The organism is Microbulbifer sp. ARAS458-1, assembly GCF_045348205.1.
Classification (GTDB): Bacteria; Pseudomonadota; Gammaproteobacteria; order Pseudomonadales; family Cellvibrionaceae; genus Microbulbifer.
Map to the genome: position 1 here is coordinate 2,154,930 of NZ_CP155838.1, position 16,023 is coordinate 2,170,952.

General features: G+C 56.7%; 16 protein-coding genes and 1 tRNA gene. 10 read left to right on the forward strand and 7 right to left on the reverse strand.

What is annotated here, in order from left to right:
* Nucleotides 1-198 precede the first annotated feature (198 nt).
* Nucleotides 199-275 (reverse strand) — tRNA-Arg (locus AAFH99_RS08760).
* Between the two features lie 194 nt (nt 276-469).
* Nucleotides 470-1,486, reverse strand: a complete 1,017-nt coding sequence (locus tag AAFH99_RS08765) for a tRNA dihydrouridine synthase (RefSeq protein WP_406827527.1) — start codon at nt 1,484-1,486, stop codon at nt 470-472.
* 410 nt (nt 1,487-1,896) lie between these two features.
* Between AAFH99_RS08765 and AAFH99_RS08770 the strand changes: the two genes are divergently transcribed.
* From AAFH99_RS08770 to AAFH99_RS08790, 5 genes are all read left to right on the forward strand, one after another.
* Nucleotides 1,897-2,145 carry an OadG family protein gene (locus AAFH99_RS08770; RefSeq protein WP_043316951.1) on the forward strand — a complete coding sequence of 83 codons (249 nt, stop codon included), beginning with the start codon at nt 1,897-1,899 and terminating at the stop codon, nt 2,143-2,145.
* Nucleotides 2,146-2,270: 125 nt separating this feature from the next.
* Nucleotides 2,271-4,091 (forward strand): sodium-extruding oxaloacetate decarboxylase subunit alpha, encoded by a 1,821-nt coding sequence (gene oadA, locus AAFH99_RS08775; RefSeq protein ID WP_406827528.1) that lies wholly within the window; start codon nt 2,271-2,273, stop codon nt 4,089-4,091.
* A gap of 11 nt (nt 4,092-4,102) precedes the next feature.
* The gene (locus AAFH99_RS08780; protein WP_043316947.1) at nt 4,103-5,416 is read left to right on the forward strand and encodes a sodium ion-translocating decarboxylase subunit beta; all 1,314 of its coding nucleotides are present in this window, start codon (nt 4,103-4,105) and stop codon (nt 5,414-5,416) included.
* 170 nt (nt 5,417-5,586) lie between these two features.
* A complete protein-coding gene (gene djlA, locus AAFH99_RS08785) occupies nt 5,587-6,378 on the forward strand; it encodes a co-chaperone DjlA (protein WP_043316944.1) in 792 nt (263 codons plus the stop codon).
* A gap of 43 nt (nt 6,379-6,421) precedes the next feature.
* Entirely contained in the window at nt 6,422-6,727 is a 306-nt protein-coding gene (locus AAFH99_RS08790; protein ID WP_043316942.1) for a BolA family transcriptional regulator, read from the forward strand.
* Nucleotides 6,728-6,828: 101 nt separating this feature from the next.
* On the opposite strand, the gene AAFH99_RS08795 is transcribed toward AAFH99_RS08790, so the two are convergent.
* Nucleotides 6,829-7,068, reverse strand: coding sequence for a hypothetical protein (locus AAFH99_RS08795; RefSeq protein WP_156035139.1), 240 nt, complete (start codon nt 7,066-7,068; stop codon nt 6,829-6,831).
* 73 nt (nt 7,069-7,141) lie between these two features.
* Here AAFH99_RS08795 and AAFH99_RS08800 point away from each other — a divergent pair, with 73 nt between their 5' ends.
* The 3 genes from AAFH99_RS08800 (at nt 7,142) to AAFH99_RS08810 (ending at nt 9,306) form a co-directional block, all read left to right on the forward strand.
* Nucleotides 7,142-7,903, forward strand: a complete 762-nt coding sequence (locus AAFH99_RS08800) for an OmpW family protein (protein WP_043316940.1) — start codon at nt 7,142-7,144, stop codon at nt 7,901-7,903.
* 105 nt (nt 7,904-8,008) lie between these two features.
* Nucleotides 8,009-8,986 carry a DnaJ C-terminal domain-containing protein gene (locus AAFH99_RS08805; RefSeq protein ID WP_406827530.1) on the forward strand — a complete coding sequence of 326 codons (978 nt, stop codon included), beginning with the start codon at nt 8,009-8,011 and terminating at the stop codon, nt 8,984-8,986.
* A 2-nt stretch (nt 8,987-8,988) separates the two neighbouring features.
* Nucleotides 8,989-9,306, forward strand: coding sequence for a chaperone modulator CbpM (locus AAFH99_RS08810; RefSeq protein WP_406827531.1), 318 nt, complete (start codon nt 8,989-8,991; stop codon nt 9,304-9,306).
* Between the two features lie 15 nt (nt 9,307-9,321).
* On the opposite strand, the gene AAFH99_RS08815 is transcribed toward AAFH99_RS08810, so the two are convergent.
* The 3 genes from AAFH99_RS08815 to recQ all read right to left on the reverse strand — a co-directional run bounded on the left by AAFH99_RS08815 (nt 9,322) and on the right by recQ (nt 13,855).
* A complete protein-coding gene (locus AAFH99_RS08815; protein ID WP_406827532.1) occupies nt 9,322-10,311 on the reverse strand; it encodes a calcium/sodium antiporter in 990 nt (329 codons plus the stop codon).
* A gap of 236 nt (nt 10,312-10,547) precedes the next feature.
* Entirely contained in the window at nt 10,548-11,900 is a 1,353-nt protein-coding gene (locus AAFH99_RS08820; RefSeq protein WP_406827533.1) for a serine hydrolase domain-containing protein, read from the reverse strand.
* 101 nt (nt 11,901-12,001) lie between these two features.
* Nucleotides 12,002-13,855 carry a DNA helicase RecQ gene (gene recQ / locus AAFH99_RS08825; protein ID WP_406827534.1) on the reverse strand — a complete coding sequence of 618 codons (1,854 nt, stop codon included), beginning with the start codon at nt 13,853-13,855 and terminating at the stop codon, nt 12,002-12,004.
* Between the two features lie 164 nt (nt 13,856-14,019).
* Here recQ and AAFH99_RS08830 point away from each other — a divergent pair, with 164 nt between their 5' ends.
* Nucleotides 14,020-14,484, forward strand: coding sequence for a hypothetical protein (locus AAFH99_RS08830; protein WP_156035137.1), 465 nt, complete (start codon nt 14,020-14,022; stop codon nt 14,482-14,484).
* A 27-nt stretch (nt 14,485-14,511) separates the two neighbouring features.
* Here AAFH99_RS08830 and AAFH99_RS08835 read toward each other — a convergent pair whose 3' ends face one another.
* A complete protein-coding gene (locus AAFH99_RS08835) occupies nt 14,512-15,315 on the reverse strand; it encodes a glutaminyl-peptide cyclotransferase (protein WP_043316928.1) in 804 nt (267 codons plus the stop codon).
* Nucleotides 15,316-15,393: 78 nt separating this feature from the next.
* Here AAFH99_RS08835 and AAFH99_RS08840 point away from each other — a divergent pair, with 78 nt between their 5' ends.
* Complete coding sequence (locus tag AAFH99_RS08840; RefSeq protein WP_043316925.1) at nt 15,394-16,023, forward strand: DUF502 domain-containing protein; 630 nt, start codon at nt 15,394-15,396, stop codon at nt 16,021-16,023.

Genomic DNA, 16,023 nt, shown 5'->3' on the forward strand with positions numbered 1-16,023 from the left:
CCCCCAGTAATACTTGTTGTGTGATGCCGCCACGCAGGGGCATTTCATTATCAGATTACGTCTGGCGGAAAAGGTTTTATTTTCCGGTACCTGACTAAGGATAGCTGACGGGTGCGTCAAATTTGGAAAAGTTGAGCCGGGGAGCAGAGCGCGGAAAAGAAAAAGCCCCGAACTCTTGCGAGTTCAGGGCCTCTTGTATGGCGCGCTCGGGAGGATTCGAACCTCCGACCGCCTGGTTCGTAGCCAGGTACTCTATCCAGCTGAGCTACGAGCGCGTCGTTGTGGTTGCGAACTATAGTGACTTGCCTTGGCTTCGTCAACATTTTTTTAAAAAGATTTTTTAAAAACTCTTTAAAAATCCGCAAGTTACCGAGCTTTTGCTGCTGGCCGAAACCTTTGCTTCAGCTCGATAGGGCGCGCATTCTGCCGCGCCTTCTGTACCAATGCAAGCAGTTTTTTGGGATTTTTCTTACGAAGCCAGTTGATCCTGTAATTCCGTCCCGGATTGGTCTAGATGCTGAGCAAATGCCCACTCCAGAATCTCCGGATCCCGGTGGCGTTTGATCTGCTCAAAGAACACCTGCGCCTGCGGAAAGCTCAGCTTCAGATAGGCCAGCCACTGCTTGACCCGATTACCCAGGTATTTGGCGGGATAGATATCCTTGGTGGTGGTGTAGTACTCATAGAGGATACTGGCGACCTCGGGCCAGGTGAGGGGCGTCACCTTGTCTCCGGCGCAGAGCGCCCGAATCTGCAGGCCGATGTCCGGGCGCGCCAACAGGCTGCGGCCAAACATATAAGCGTCACAGCCGGTAACCTCGCGGCAGCGCTGGAAGTCTGCCAGCGTCCACAAATCGCCATTCGCTATCACGGGAATGTCCAGGGCCTGGCGAATTTCACCGATGTACTCCCAATAGGCCGGTGGCCGATAGCCATCGACTTTCGAGCGGGCGTGTACCGCCAGTTCCGACGCACCTCCGGCTTCCGCCGCGCGGGCGTTGTCCATATAGGCACTGCGGTCTTCGAACCCCAGGCGGATTTTCGCCGATACCGGGATCTCTGGGGGCACCGCCTGGCGCACTGCGGCCACAACCGCTTCCACCCGCGATGGTGATTTCAACAGGCAGGCACCGCCATCACTGTTGTTCACCTGTTTGGCCGGGCACCCGAAGTTGAGATCGATCGCGGTTGCGCCCGCTTCTACCGCACGGATCGCGTTGAATGCCATCGCGGTGGGATTGCCCCCCAGCAGCTGCAATTTCACTGGTGTGCCCGTTGGAGTTACTGCCCCCTGGTCCAGCTCCGGGCACAGGCGGGTAAATACGCGCCGTGGCAGTTTGGTATGGGTTACGCGCACAAACTCTGTGACACACACATCCACGCCCCCAATCTTTGACAGCAGGGCACGGACATGGTGGTCGATCACGCCTTCCATAGGGGCCTGATAGATCAAGGGCGTCTTGGTTTGAGCTGATTCTGTGTTCATGGGTGGCAAAAATGGTCCGTGCGTACAACTTGGAATTGGCTAAGCGCACGCATTGTACGAGAAAACCTTCTGCCTGGTTAGATATTGCGCAGTGCCGCAGGCGCTAGCTGGAGAGTCACAGGTGGCGGGCCCAACAGGCGACGCCGGGGCGGACCTGCGGGGCTAACTGGTCGAATCTGGCAGGCAAATTGGTCGAAATAGAGGGTTTTGTCGCGGTTCTTGGTTGCTTCTGTAACTAATAAGTGTTTGATTTTGAAAGGTTCTTTTACTGATAATATCGCCCGCTCGAATGCAGGTTGCGGAGATCTGCACAATAAGACTGGTATCGCTAGGCCAGGACACTACCTGAGTCCGGTATACAACCAGAGCAATAACCAGAGTAATAAAAGCAACGAAGCGAGGGGGTTACCGTGCAAGACGCACTACTGCAGCAAGGACTGGACATCACACTGTTCGGCATGGGAATCGTATTTACATTTCTGCTGCTGTTGGTGATCTGTACCACGGTCATGTCCCGTGTCATGACGCGCTTCTTCCCCGAGCCCGAACCCGTTGCCGCGCCTTCTCCGGCGTCCGCCCCCCAATCCCCCGCCGGCGATCAACGCCTGCGCAAAATTATCCAGGCTGCTATCGAGCAGCACCGTAACCGTCGCAAATAATTTGCGAAACGTTGCGCCGGAGCTGTGTGCCGGCTTGCCGCGCGGAATCACTGCTCGCGTGGACTCGCGGATAAAAGCAACACCAATTTTCATTTGCCAAGATCAATTTTGAAGAGAGACCACCTATGACTGAGGTTAACTCTTTAGTTAAAAAATCCCCGCTCGGAATTACCGACGTAGTTCTGCGTGACGCCCACCAGTCCCTGTTCGCCACCCGCTTGCGGTTGGACGACATGCTACCCATTGCGGAAAAGCTGGATAAGGTCGGTTTCTGGTCTCTCGAATCCTGGGGTGGCGCCACCTTTGATGCCTGTATCCGTTATTTGGGTGAGGACCCCTGGGAGCGCATTCGTGAACTGAAAAAGGCCATGCCCAATACTCCGCAGCAGATGTTGTTCCGCGGTCAGAATATTTTGGGCTACCGCCACTATGCGGATGACGTGGTGGAAAAATTTGTCGAGCGAGCGGCCACCAACGGCGTGGATGTTTTCCGCGTGTTCGATGCCATGAACGATATGCGAAACCTGAAGACTGCACTGGCGGCGGTGAAGAAGCAGGGTAAGCATGCACAGGGCACCATCTCTTATACCGTGAGCCCTGTGCACAACATGGACATGTGGGTTGATCTGGGACGCCAGATTGAAGATATGGGGGCGGACTCCATTGCCATTAAAGATATGGCCGGCCTGCTGCGCCCCTACGAAGGCTACGAGCTGGTCTCCAAGCTGAAAGCGGCCGTGGATATTCCCATCCATATGCAGTGCCACGCCACTACGGGCCTTTCGACGGCCACCGCACTGAAGTGTGTGGAAGCCGGTATCGATAATATCGATACCGCAATATCTTCCATGTCCATGACCTATGGACACAGCCCTACCGAGGCAGTTGTGGCGATCCTCGAAGGCACCGATCGTGATACCGGTCTGGACATCAATCTGTTGGAAGAAATCGCGGCTTACTTCCGTGAGGTCCGCAAAAAGTACGCGAAATTCGAAGGCTCCCTGCGCGGCGTGGACTCCCGTATTCTGGTAGCGCAGGTGCCCGGTGGTATGTTGACCAACATGGAAAATCAGCTGCGCGAGCAGGGCGCCGGCGATCGTCTGGACGAGGTACTGGAAGAGATTCCCCGCGTGCGCAAAGATCTCGGTTACATCCCGCTGGTCACGCCGACTTCGCAGATCGTGGGTACTCAGTCCGTGCTTAACGTATTGACGGGCGAGCGGTACAAGTCCATTTCCAAAGAAACCGCCGCAGTATTGAAAGGTGAGTATGGCGCGACCCCGGCGGAAGTGAATAAAGAGCTGCAGGACAAAGTGCTCGACGGTGGTGAACCGGTAACCTGTCGCCCGGCGGATCTGATTGCCCCGGAGCTGGACAAGCTGGCTGCAGAGTTAAAGCAGAAATCTGCAGAAGACAATATTGCACTGACCGATGGCGATGGTGAGATCGACGATGTGCTGACTTACGCACTTTTCCCGCAGATCGGTCTGAAATTCCTCAAGAACCGCGGCGATGCCTCTGCCTTCGAACCGGTACCCACTGGCAATGAGTCCAGCGAAGTCAAAAATGACCAAGGCGAATCGGTGTACACGGTTTCCGTGGAAGGCGAAAGTTATACCGTCACCGTGGCTGACGGCGGCGATGTCACCGGTATGGTGAAAGTGGGTGGCGCAGCCCCGGTCGGCTCTGCGGGTTCATCATCCGCTGAGGGCTCTTCACCCGCTGAGGGCTCAGGCGAGCCGGTAAAAGCGCCGTTGGCAGGTAATATCTTCAAGGTGCTGGTAAAACCCGGTGACCAGGTCGCGGAAGGCCAGAACATCGTGATTCTGGAAGCCATGAAAATGGAAACGGCCGTCAGTGCCCCCCGCGCCGGTAGCGTAACCGGTGTCACCATTAAAGAAGGTGACTCTGTGGCGGTGGGCGATAGCCTGCTAACCATCGCGTAACGGGGGCCACTGTGGAAAATTTAACGAACCTCTGGCTTTCATCCGGCGCCAACCAGATGACCATCGGCCAGTTCTCCATGATTGTGGTGTGCCTTGGTCTGCTGTTCCTGGCCATTCGCAAAAACTTTGAGCCGCTGTTGCTGGTACCGATCGGTTTCGGCGGTATTCTGGCAAATATCCCTGGGGCAAACCTGGCACTACCTGCGGTAGAAGCTGCGATTGCCTCCGGTGATGCGGGTGTTCTGGCGCAGCTGTCACAGGCGCTCGGCCTTGGTGCCTCGGAATCCATCGAAAGCCTCAAGGCCGCTCTGGAAAGCGCACCGGCCGCTGCCGCAGAGCGAGCCTCCCAGATCGCTGCGGATGCGGGTTTCTCCAATGGCATGTTGTACAACTTCTATAACGTTGCCATTGCCTCCGGTGTAGCGCCACTGGTGATCTTTATGGGCGTTGGTGCCATGACCGATTTCGGTCCTCTGTTGGCCAATCCTCGCACCTTGTTTCTGGGTGCCGCGGCGCAGTTTGGTATCTTCGCAACGGTACTGGGCGCGGTGGCCATGTCCGCCGCTGGCATTATGGATTTCTCTATCGCTGACGCGGCCGCTATCGGCATCATCGGTGGTGCGGACGGCCCGACGGCAATTTACGTTTCCAGTCTGCTGGCACCTGACCTGCTGGGTGCGATTGCGGTAGCCGCCTATTCCTATATGGCGCTGGTACCCCTGATTCAGCCTCCCATTATGCGTGCCCTGACCACGGAGCAGGAGCGTCGAATTGAAATGGTGCAACTGCGGCATGTGAGCAAGCGCGAGAAAATCGTTTTCCCGCTGGTGCTACTGATCCTGGTAGCGCTTTTCCTGCCGGATGCAGCACCGCTGTTGGGTATGTTCTGCTTTGGTAATCTGATGCGTGAGTGCGGAGTGGTTTCCCGATTGTCGGATACGGCACAGAATGCGCTCATCAATATCACCACCATTTTTCTGGGGCTCTCTGTGGGTTCCAAACTGGCGGCGGACAAATTCCTTGACCCGAAAACCCTCGGTATCCTTGCGCTGGGTATCGTTGCTTTTGCCATTGGCACCGCGGCGGGTGTTCTGATGGCGAAGCTCATGAATACCGTGAGTAAGAACAAGGTCAATCCTCTGATCGGTTCTGCCGGTGTTTCAGCGGTGCCTATGGCGGCGCGTGTATCCAATAAACTGGGCCTGGAGGCAAATCCGCACAATTTCCTGTTGATGCACGCCATGGGGCCAAATGTGGCCGGTGTAATCGGTTCCGCAGTGGCGGCAGGTGTGATGATCACCATGGTGCGCGCCATGACCGGCTGATGTGGTCGGACCGAGTGTGTCCAGAGCGGTTTTTTTATGGCTGAATGAACTTCCGTGACCGATCAGTTCCTGTTTGCTGGCGCAAAATAGGGGCGCAGCGCCCCCCGTGGTAAGATGGCCGCCGTTTTTACGGTCAGTGGCGCCAGTGCAGGTGTCGGGAAGGAGAAGTTATGTCCTGGTTGGGAGCGGGTATCGGTGCCGGTATTGGCATGATGTTTGGCGGTCCTATCGGTGCGGCCCTGGGGGCCTGGGTGGGGAGTTCTTTTGGCTCCGGCCTGAAAAAGCTCAGTGAAGCCGGTATCCCGCTTAACCGCGAAGGCGCTCAGACGGTATTTATCGTTGCTCTGTTTTCGATGCTGGCGAAAATGGCCAAGGCGGACGGCCAGGTTTCCAAAGCCGAAGTTCAATTGATCGACGACTTCATCAACAACAATCTGCGCCTGAATGCGGAGGACCGCCAACAGGCGATCAAGATATTTCAGAATGCCAAATCGGATCAGTATTCGATCTACGACTACGCACGCCAGTACCGTCAGCTGATCCGCAATCAGGCCATGCGGGAAATGGTTTACCGCCTGCTTTTTGCCGTAGCGTTTGCCGACGGAGAGCTACATCCGGCGGAAGAGCAGATCCTGCGACGGATTCCTGAAGAGCTTGGCTTACACGCCTCCATATTTACGGCCATGTTCAATGAGTTCGGGCATGGTGCTGGGCCTGCGGCCAGCGGTGACAGCCTCAAGGCACATTACGACATACTGGAATGCAGCCCGGACGCGAGTGATCGCGAGCTGAAGCTGGCTTACCGTCGGAAGGCGGCGGAATTTCACCCGGACAAGATTGCCTCCAAAGGGCTGCCGGAAGAATTCATGCGCCATGCGGAAGATCAGATGAAAAGCGTGACAGTGGCTTACGATACGATTGTTGCAGCACGCAAGCGCCAGGCCGAAGTAAATCAGGCCTGATTCATATCTTGAGAGTTAGTGAGTGTTGGATAGAGGAGCAGGTATGTCTCTTGCGCAGCAGATTCAGGAAAAGCTGACGGCAGCCTTTGAACCATCCCATATCGAAGTGCAGTGTGAAAGCCATATGCACAATGTGCCGGAAGGTTCGGAAATGCACTTCCGTGTTGTGCTGGTCAGTGAGGCGCTGAAGGGGCTGCGAAAAGTGCAGCGGCACCAGAAAGTATACGGCGTACTGGCCGAAGAAATGGCGGGCCCCATTCACGCGCTGGCCCTGCATCTTTACACCGGAGAGGAGTGGCAAGGACAGGCTCCGGACAGCCCTCAGTGTCTTGGTGGCGGAAAAAAATAAAGATTTCCCCGCCAATTTTTGCTTTCTCAACACTTCTTTACGCTTGCGATTTTTCTGTTTGTGGGACCTGAATGTCGCCTGAATGACTGACGGAAAATTTCCTATTTCCCTGCAGCGCCCATTGCTTTTCTGAAACAGTTGGCGCATACCGCCTCTTTTTCCTCCCGTCTGGCGGCGAAAATTTCTTTTTTGTCGCCATTTCCCTCCTGCGCATTTGTGTCTTCTTTCGGGTTACGTCTTCCGCCTGGCGTATCACTTTGGTTTATTGATGAAGGTGGCGACGGAATCGCGCAAAAGTTCCACAAGTGAAGATTTTTTTCGGTTGTTTTTTCTACAGCCACTCACAGGCGTGTCTAGACTGACAAGTGATTGGGTTAATTGCTGTTTAATTTGCCGAATACGATGGAGTTCTCAATGAAAATGACACGCGTTCTGACACCGCTTGCAATCGCTGTAGCTGCTTTGGTTAATGCCCAGCAGGCTTCTGCTGATTGGTTGAGCGATGGAGATTTTATTGTACGTGTTGGTGCCAGCTGGGTAGATCCTAACGACGATGACGATCAGTTCCGTCTGAGCGATCGCTACAGCACTGCAAAGTTTGATGTCGATTCCGACACCACCTGGAATATTTCCGGTGCGTGGCTGCCGGTCGAGCATTGGGGTGTAGAACTGATGTATATCGGTTCAACCCAGCACGATCTGGACATTGAAGATATTCGCTACGGCGATATCACTTACCACACTGACCGCTACCGCGTAGGCAGCTTCGATGCCAGCTATGCGAATGCGTTCCTGAACTGGTATCCGCTGAGCCGCGACTGCATGGGCCAGCCCTACATCGGCATTGGTGTGAACTACACCGATTTCAGTGATGAGCATCTGCGCGGTGAATTCCGCGACGATATCAACAACTGGGAACCGGATCTGGGCATCCGCGATGTGGATTACGGCCTGGGTCACTCCTGGGGTATTGCTGGTCAGCTGGGTGTGGACTTCCGCTTTGGCCGTGACAGCGCCTTCCTGGTAAATGCCGCGGTACTGTACATCGACGCCGACACCGATCTGACCACCTACTACACCGATACCACTCTGCCGCGTAATCCGCGCCTGAGCGTATCCGACGACGTAGATTACAGCCCCTGGGTATTCAACCTGGGTGTTGGTTACTCCTTCTGATCACTTATTGTGATTTAGCGAGTAGCGTTCAAGGAAGAACGGAAAAGGGCACCTTCGGGTGCCTTTTTTCATTCATCGATCATCATCGAGAAATGGCAATCGTCCATGGAGTATCGCGACTACTATCAAATTCTGGGTGTAGAGCGCACAGCATCACAGGATGAAATCAAAAAGTCCTATCGCAAGCTGGCGCGTAAATTCCATCCGGATGTGAGTAAAGAGGATGATGCGGAAGATCGCTTCAAGGAAGTGAATGAAGCCTACGAAGTATTGAAAGACCCGGAAAAGCGTGCCGCATACGACCAACTCGGCAAAAACTGGAATAGCGGTGAAGATTTTAATCCGCCGCCTGACTGGGATCAGGGATTTGAGTTTCGCGGTGGAGGCTATACCGAAGCGGACCCGGAGGCCTTCAGTGACTTTTTTGAGAGCCTGTTTGGGCGGGGCGGCTTTCAGCAACGTGGTTTTCAGGGGGGCGGATTCAGCCGGGGAGGTCAGGCATTCCATGCCCAGGGAGAAAATACTCACGCGCGTATCGCCATTGATATCGAAGATAGCTATCGGGGCAGCAAGCGGCAGATTACGCTCAAGCACTCTGAGTTGGGTGCGGACGGCCGCCCGGCGGTAAAAGAGCGCACGCTCAATGTCACCATCCCCAAGGGGGTGACCGAAGGTCAGCAAATACGCCTTGCGGGTCAGGGACAGGCGGGTATTGGCAACGGTAAAGCCGGCGACCTGTATCTCGAAATTGTTTTCAACCCCCACTCCCGATTTAGTGTGGAGGGTAAAACAGTGTATATGGAGCTGCCCGTGGCCCCCTGGGAAGCAGCGTTAGGCGCAAAAGTGCCTGTAACGACACCGGACGGCGCGCTCAATCTTACCGTGCCGCCAAATAGTAAAAGTGGCAGTAAATTGCGCCTGAAGGGCAAGGGCCTCCCGGCGAAAGAACCGGGAGATTTATTCGTGGTTCTGGATATCGTCACGCCGCCCGCCCACAGTGAGGAAGAGTGCGAGGCCTATCGTCAGTTTCGCGATCATTTCCAGTTTGATCCCCGCCGTTCAGATAGCCGAGGAGGTGCTTGACCATGCCATCGGGTAATCAGTCAGAAGACATTCTTGCGGAAGTGCTGGATGAGCACAGCATACTTACTCTGCGAGAGCTGTGTCGCGCCTGCAACCTGAGTGCAGAGCAGGTTCTGGCGATGGTCGAGCAGGGGGTTATTGATGCGCAGGAGGAAGGTACAGGCTTGCGATTTAGTGGTATCTGTGTCCGCCGGGTGCGCCGAGTGTACCGGCTGGAGCGGGATCTTGGGGTAAATCACGCGGGCGCGGCATTGGCATTGGAGCTGTTGGATGAGATTGAACAGCTCCGCGCACGGGTGCGGCGCCTTGAACGCCGCTAGCGTGATTCAATCACGTCAGGTTGCCACTGCGGTACTGGTGATTTCATAGATCAGGTAGGCGGTGTAGGCAACATAGGCCGTCAGCAGGGCGCCGCCCTCGAACCGATTGATACGCCCCTGTCGTTTGCCGAACCCGTAGCCAAACACAAACAGTGCGATGGTCAGCCCCATCACCATCGGCCAGTCGCGGGTGATAAGTTCATGGGGCACATCGGGCATGGGGGCAATGGTTCCGGCAATGCCCACCACTGCCAACAGGTTAAACATGTTGGAGCCCACCACGTTGCCAATGGCAATATCGTGTTGCCCCTTTTTTGCCGCAACCAGCGTTGCCGCCAGTTCCGGCAATGAGGTCCCCAGTGCAACAATCGTCAGTCCGATGATCAGGTCACTGACGCCCAGCTGATGTGCGATTGTCACGGCCCCCCATACCAGCATGCGGGAGCTGATGATCAGCAGGATCAGGCCCGCTATCACCCAGAAGATCGCCTTGCCCAGCGGCATGTCGTGCTCTTCCAGATTGTCTTGCATGCCACTTTCGATCAGGTCGCCTTTTCCCTTGATTGCGGAATAAATCGACCAGCCAATCACGCCGAAAAAACCTGCCAGCAGTATCAGCCCCTCGGCTCGGCTCAGGGTCCCATTCCAGAAAAATGCCGCGGTAAGACAGGTAATGATCAACAGCAGGGGCAGTTCCTTGTGGATGATTTTGCTGTTGACGGTAAGCGGAATAAACAGCGCTGTGGCACCGAGGATCAAACCGGTATTGGCAATATTGGAGCCGTAGGCATTGCCCAGTGCCAGGCCCGGGCTGCCGTCCAGCGCCGCCATTGCAGATACCACCATTTCTGGTGCTGAGGTACCAAAGCCCACAATCACCATGCCGATCAGCAGTGGCGGCATTCCCGCGTGCTTGGCAGTGGCGGCAGCACCATCGACGAATCGATCGGCACTCCACATCAGCAGCAGAAATCCGGCAATAATGGCGAGCGAGGCAAGAATCATGGGTTTCCTTGATGTTACTGAATGGCCGTTCACCCGGCTGCGCGACCGGGGGCATTTGCGGCGCTGAAATTTGGGGGCCGATTGTAACGACATTGGCCGTCGCTTGCAGCGCTAAACCGGGTCTGCGTGTGGTTGGGGGATGAGCAGCGCGGACACCGGGGTTCTTTCTGGGGCTGGCAGGGGCTGGCGCCGGCGGTGCCGTGGTATTCATGGGATATTGCGCGACGGGTATTTACTCAGGGCAGCAGTCGCGCGAAGTTCTTGCCGGTAGGGTAGTCGCCACGGGTCCAGCCGAGGCGAACCACCACGGTTCTGGTGGACGGTGAAATCATTACCGCCTGCTCGCGGTTGCCCAGCATGAAGTAGCTGTCTTCGGGCAGTTCTGGGAATCGCAGGGTTTCACCTCCGCCATTCAACCAGAACTGGTACCCATAGCGTGGTTCGTTTGTGCTGGTATTGGGCTGGCTGGCCGCAGAGACCCAGCCCTCGGGCAGCAGAGGAGCGCCGTTCCAGTCTCCATCATTCAGCATCAGTAAACCAAGGCGCGCCCAGTCTCGGGCGGAGGCATAAATGTAGGAACTCCCCACAAATACGCCACTGGCATCCACCTCAAAGGTGGTGTTGCTCATGGCCAGGGGGGTGAGAATCTGTTGCTGAAAGAAATCCACATTTGTCTGGGGACGCGCGCCCAGCTGGTCATATACCCAGCGAGCAAGAAGATTGGTAGTGCCGGATGAATAGGAAAAATACTCCCCCGGTGGGTGTGCCAGCGGGCTTTGCATGGCAATATCCGATGCACTGTGGGCGCCGAACAGCATTTTAGTGGCATCGCTGCCGGGAGCGTAGGTTTCATCGAAAGCCAGCCCGGAAGTCATCTGTAGCAGGTTTTCCAGGCTTATCCGGCGGCGTTCGTCCTGCCAATGTGGGAACAACGGCGAGGATATGTCTATCTCCGGCTGCACGGCCTGCAACCGGGCAACCAGTATCGCTGTAAGGCTCTTACCCATGGACCAACCGAGCAGTGGTGTCTGCGGGGCAATCTTTTCACCGTAGGATTCTGCAACCAGCTTTCCATCCTGTATCACAACCAGGGCGCGGGTATTGAGCCCTGCGCTGTTGTCCTGCCGGAGAATGTCGTCCAGCGTCTCCTGCAGTGAAGGGATGATATCGGGGGCGGAGTTTCCGTGGGGCCAGGGTGCCTGGGACGCAACTACCGAAGCTACCGTCACCCCGTCCAGTGCGCTCGTATCGCCGATATCCAGTGTGCAGCCGAGACCGGGGCGAAAGGTCGCACTGGTTTCGCCCATTCCCATCAGGGTCGCGGTAACCCGCCCAGCCTGATCGTCGTAATGCAGGTCCAGTAACCGGTTTGCTGGAGAATAGGATGCCAGGTCATTGAGGTTGCGCGTGTGGTCAAAGCCGGAGAGATAGCGCCCGGAACAGGCGAGCTTTGCCCCCATGCCGGTAGAAACCCGCACGGCATTACCCAGCTCGGCTATGGAAAACCCCAGTAGCCGGGGCGCTAGAAGCGCGAGTGCAAGAATTAAAGCCGCGATGACGACAAGGAGGCTCAGAATTATTTTTTTCATTTCGAGTCGACACCTCAACAGCGATCCCTCGGGACCCTTTATTGGTTGTTATTCAGCTTGGCCGCAAATCATTCCCGATATGCCCGCACACGGACAGGTTATTAAGTGTCAGCTTCGGTGACCGTATCAAATTCTGACAACAGCTTGAGAAAGGGGTCACCGAATCGCGCCAGTTTGCTGTCGCCAATGCCGGAAACCGCGAGCATTTCCTGCGCATTGCGCGGCCGGGCGCTAAGCATCTCCCGCAGGGTGGCATCGTGGAATACCACGTAAGGTGGTACACCCAGCTCCTCGGCGATGGATTTACGCAGGTCGCGCAGGGCATCCCACAGAGGTTGATCCTCTTGCGAGATTTCCACCGCCGCGCGCGCGCGGCCGCGCTCCGGAGCACCGGAGTGCTTGGCGGCTTTGGGCAGGGTGCGAAGTTGCACAGATTCTTCTCCGCGCAGTACCGGGCGGCATAGCTCGGTGAGTTGCAGGGCATTGAACGCCTCTGGATTGACCCGAAGGTAGCCGCGTACAACCAGTTGTCGCGCCACTGCGCGCCACTCATTGGCACTGAGGTCGGCGCCGATACCGTAAGTGGAAACCTGATTGTGATGAAACTGTCGAATTTTTTCTGTATCGGCACCCCGTAGTACATCAATCACATGGGCCGCGCCGAAACGTTGACCAGTGCGGTAAATACATGACATCAGCTTGCGGGTCGCTTCGCTGGCATCCCAGGTGACGGGCGGCGTCAGGCAGGTATCGCAATTGCCGCAATCCTCCGATAGTGCCTCATTGAAGTACCGCAACAGGGCGCGGCGCCGGCAGCTGGTGATTTCGCACAGACCCAGCATGGCATCCAGTCGCTGATGCTCCTGGCGCTTGTGTTCTTCACTGCCTTCCGAGGTGCTCGCCATCTGGCTCAGTTTTACCACGTCTTCGAGACCGTAAAGCAGCAGTGCCGATGCCGGCTCCCCATCGCGGCCAGCTCGGCCGGTTTCCTGATAGTAAGCCTCGATACTTTTGGGAAGATCCAGGTGAGCGACAAAGCGGACATCCGGCTTGTCGATACCCATTCCAAAGGCGATCGTGGCGACCACGATGACGCCCTCCTCACGCAGAAAGCGGCGCTGGTGATCCGCCCGCACCTCGGCGGAGAGGCCCGCATGATAGGGCAGCGCGTTAAAACCCTGTTGTTGCAGCCAGCTCGCAGTGGCTTCTACCTTGTTGCGAGACAGGCAGTAGATCACCCCGGCGTTGCCCTGATGCTCTTCATTGAGAAACTGCAGCAGTTGACGCTTGGGGTTGTTCTTGGCCGCGATTCGATACTGGATATTTGGTCGGTCAAAACTGCTGACAAAATGGCGGGCGTTTTCCAGGTCCAGGCGCCGGGCAATCTCTTTTTGTGTGCGCTGGTCCGCAGTGGCCGTCAGCGCCACCCGCGGTACGGTGGGAAAACGCTCATGCAGACAGGAAAGCTGCAAGTAGTCGGCACGAAAGTCGTGCCCCCACTGGCTGACGCAGTGCGCTTCGTCGATGGCGAATAACGAAATGCGGGCCTGGCCCAGCAGATCCAGGGTTCGCGGCTGCAGCAGGCGTTCTGGCGCCAGATAGAGCAGGTCCAGCTCGCCGCGTAACAGTTGCGCTTCCAGAGCCTGCGCCTGCTGATAGTCCAGGGATGAATTCAGGAAGGCCGCTGCTACCCCCACCGCAGTAAGTGCCTCGACCTGGTCTTGCATCAGGGCGATCAGGGGGGAGATCACTACCCCGCAGCCAGGGCGCGCCAGGGCGGGGATCTGGTAACACAGTGATTTTCCGCCGCCGGTTGGCATCAGGACCAGAGCATCCTGCCCATCCACCAGGGTTTCGATAATGGCTTGTTGGTCACCGCGGAACTCGGTGTAGCCGAAGGTGTGCTCCAGGATGTAACGAGGCGAGGGAGGTGCAGGGGGGGCAGTGTCATTCATGGGCGGCAGTATACCGCCTGAATCTTGTCAGAGGCGAACAGCTTCGGCCACCGGGCATCCCTAAAAAATGGCGCGCCCTGCCACCAGCCTGGCGCACGAATCCTTCAATTAATGCGAACTTGAACTATAATCCGTGCACCGCTGACATAGACAGGGATAATGCTATGCGCGCATCGACAACGACGTCTAAAACAGTTTCCTGTACTTGCGTTACTGCCTTACTGATTGGCCTGGCCGGCTGCGTAAGCTCGGCCCCGGAGCCGATCAATCCGCGCAGTCTTGCCCAATCCGCAGTGGCAGATACCCATCTCGGCTGGAAGCCGGCCCCCGCACACCAGCTCAATTACTCTCTCGCGACGTCTTCGGGCATTGCGCGTATGGAAATGCGCGAGCTACCCGGCGATCTGCAGGCGGTGACTATCGAATTGCCGGGGATGCGAAATGTGGAAGGGGTTCAGTGGCGTGCCGCCAATGGTGACCACGCAATGCTGTTCGACGGCGGTCGCGGTGCGGATGGTGTGACCCTGGAGCGCCGGCAGCGCGGATACCGCCTGCAGGTCCGTGGCCCGGCCCTTGAGATGCTTCGTCCCGGAGGACTTCTGACGGTGATTGATTACTACCGGAACTGACGGATTCCGAGGGCGGATAATCTACCTTCAATTTTCGGGGGCGTCCTGGCTTTCCCGGTCAAATCCAAGCCCGTCGGGGCGAATAAGATAAAGCTTGGGCCACAACTTTCCCGTTACCCACAGCCCGTTGCGCGCTCTATCCCATGCGATACCATTGGCTACGGCGTCCACATGCCGCCGCCCGGGCACGCTGTCATCCTGCAACGCTTTCAGGTCCACCCATCCCTGAACTTCCCCGGAGCCCGGGTCGATAGCGATAATCCGGGTGTCCTGCCAGATATTCGCCCAGATCAATCCGTTTGCGTACTCCAGTTCGTTGAGTCGCGACCAATCTTCCCCGCCGCCGGTCACTTTCAACCGGCGGGTCACCCGGAAGCCATCGGGCGTACGGAAACTGAGTGTGTCGCTGCCGTTGCTCATGATCAGTGACTCGCCGTCGCTGGTGAGTCCCCAACCTTCCCCAGAATAATGCAGCAGGTGTACCAGTTGAAAATTGGCGCGGTCGTAGATCTGCAGTTCACCGGCACGGTAGGTGAGCAAATACAGGTAATTATTGAAAACCGCGAGGCCTTCGGCAAAACGATCGCTTGCCAGCCATTTGCGCCTTACGGGATTGCCGCCGGGATCGGTATACTCCGCGAGCCAGGATCGGCCGTAGAGGCCGCTGCTTTCCAACCAGCGTTCGCCGTCAAAATACAGGCCCTGGGTGAAGTGGTCCGCGGGGCGTGACTTGCTCTCGAGTAGCTGATGCTCCACCAGCCGAGGATAGGGGGTGGCTGCAGCGGAAGCACACAGTGTGAGCAAGAGCAGAGCGGTGAGGGCGGCTTTCATGGTCTGATTCGGACTTCCCGGTAATTGCCGGTGGAGTACCGGCGTTCCATAACAATTCGTGCAGCTATTAGAACCAAGATGACCAGAATTAAAACATTTATTACGCTGACCCTGTTAGGTGGCCTGGCTGTTGTATTGCCAATCGCCATTTTTTTCCTGCTGTTCCAGTGGCTGTTTGGGCAGATCAGTGCATTGGTGGCACCGGCCACGGAGTGGATGCAGGCACATACAGAGTTCAAGGATAACTTTGCCCGCCTGATCGTGATAGCGGTGATTCTGGGGCTCTGCTTTCTCATTGGACTGTTAGTGAAAACCAGTGTGGGGCGCTGGGTGCACCGTCACCTGGATCACTGGCTGGGTAAATTGGCACCCGGTTACAACACTATCAAGGAACTGGTGCTGCAGTTTATTGGTGGCGGAGGTACCGAGGGCGTGCTGTCGGGGCCGGTGGCGCGGGCCCGGATTCACGGTGCGGACAACCCTTTGTCGGTAACCGCAATCGTGACATCCACCCACGCCGATGGCCACTTCACCGTCTATGTACCCACCGCGCCGGTGCCGACATCGGGATTTGTGTATCACCTGCCCCCCGAGTGTGTTGACATCCTCCCCCATGTGACGGTGGAAGCAGCCATGAAATCGATCGTCGCCTGTGGTTCAGGAAGCGGCCAGCTGCTCGCTGCCCCGGCCCTGGAAGAGAAAGCCTAG

Excerpts from the sequence above, each read along its gene's own strand:
- AAFH99_RS08765 (WP_406827527.1), bottom strand. The coding sequence starts at position 1,486 with ATGAACACAGAATCAGCTCAAACCAAGACGCCCTTGATCTATCAGGCC.
- oadA (WP_406827528.1), top strand. The coding sequence starts at position 2,271 with ATGACTGAGGTTAACTCTTTAGTTAAAAAATCCCCGCTCGGAATTACC.
- djlA (WP_043316944.1), top strand. The coding sequence starts at position 5,587 with ATGTCCTGGTTGGGAGCGGGTATCGGTGCCGGTATTGGCATGATGTTT.
- AAFH99_RS08790 (WP_043316942.1), top strand. The coding sequence starts at position 6,422 with ATGTCTCTTGCGCAGCAGATTCAGGAAAAGCTGACGGCAGCCTTTGAA.
- AAFH99_RS08800 (WP_043316940.1), top strand. The coding sequence starts at position 7,142 with ATGAAAATGACACGCGTTCTGACACCGCTTGCAATCGCTGTAGCTGCT.
- AAFH99_RS08805 (WP_406827530.1), top strand. The coding sequence starts at position 8,009 with ATGGAGTATCGCGACTACTATCAAATTCTGGGTGTAGAGCGCACAGCA.
- AAFH99_RS08810 (WP_406827531.1), top strand. The coding sequence starts at position 8,989 with ATGCCATCGGGTAATCAGTCAGAAGACATTCTTGCGGAAGTGCTGGAT.
- AAFH99_RS08815 (WP_406827532.1), bottom strand. The coding sequence starts at position 10,311 with ATGATTCTTGCCTCGCTCGCCATTATTGCCGGATTTCTGCTGCTGATG.
- AAFH99_RS08820 (WP_406827533.1), bottom strand. The coding sequence starts at position 11,900 with ATGAAAAAAATAATTCTGAGCCTCCTTGTCGTCATCGCGGCTTTAATT.
- recQ (WP_406827534.1), bottom strand. The coding sequence starts at position 13,855 with ATGAATGACACTGCCCCCCCTGCACCTCCCTCGCCTCGTTACATCCTG.
- AAFH99_RS08830 (WP_156035137.1), top strand. The coding sequence starts at position 14,020 with ATGCGCGCATCGACAACGACGTCTAAAACAGTTTCCTGTACTTGCGTT.
- AAFH99_RS08835 (WP_043316928.1), bottom strand. The coding sequence starts at position 15,315 with ATGAAAGCCGCCCTCACCGCTCTGCTCTTGCTCACACTGTGTGCTTCC.
- AAFH99_RS08840 (WP_043316925.1), top strand. The coding sequence starts at position 15,394 with ATGACCAGAATTAAAACATTTATTACGCTGACCCTGTTAGGTGGCCTG.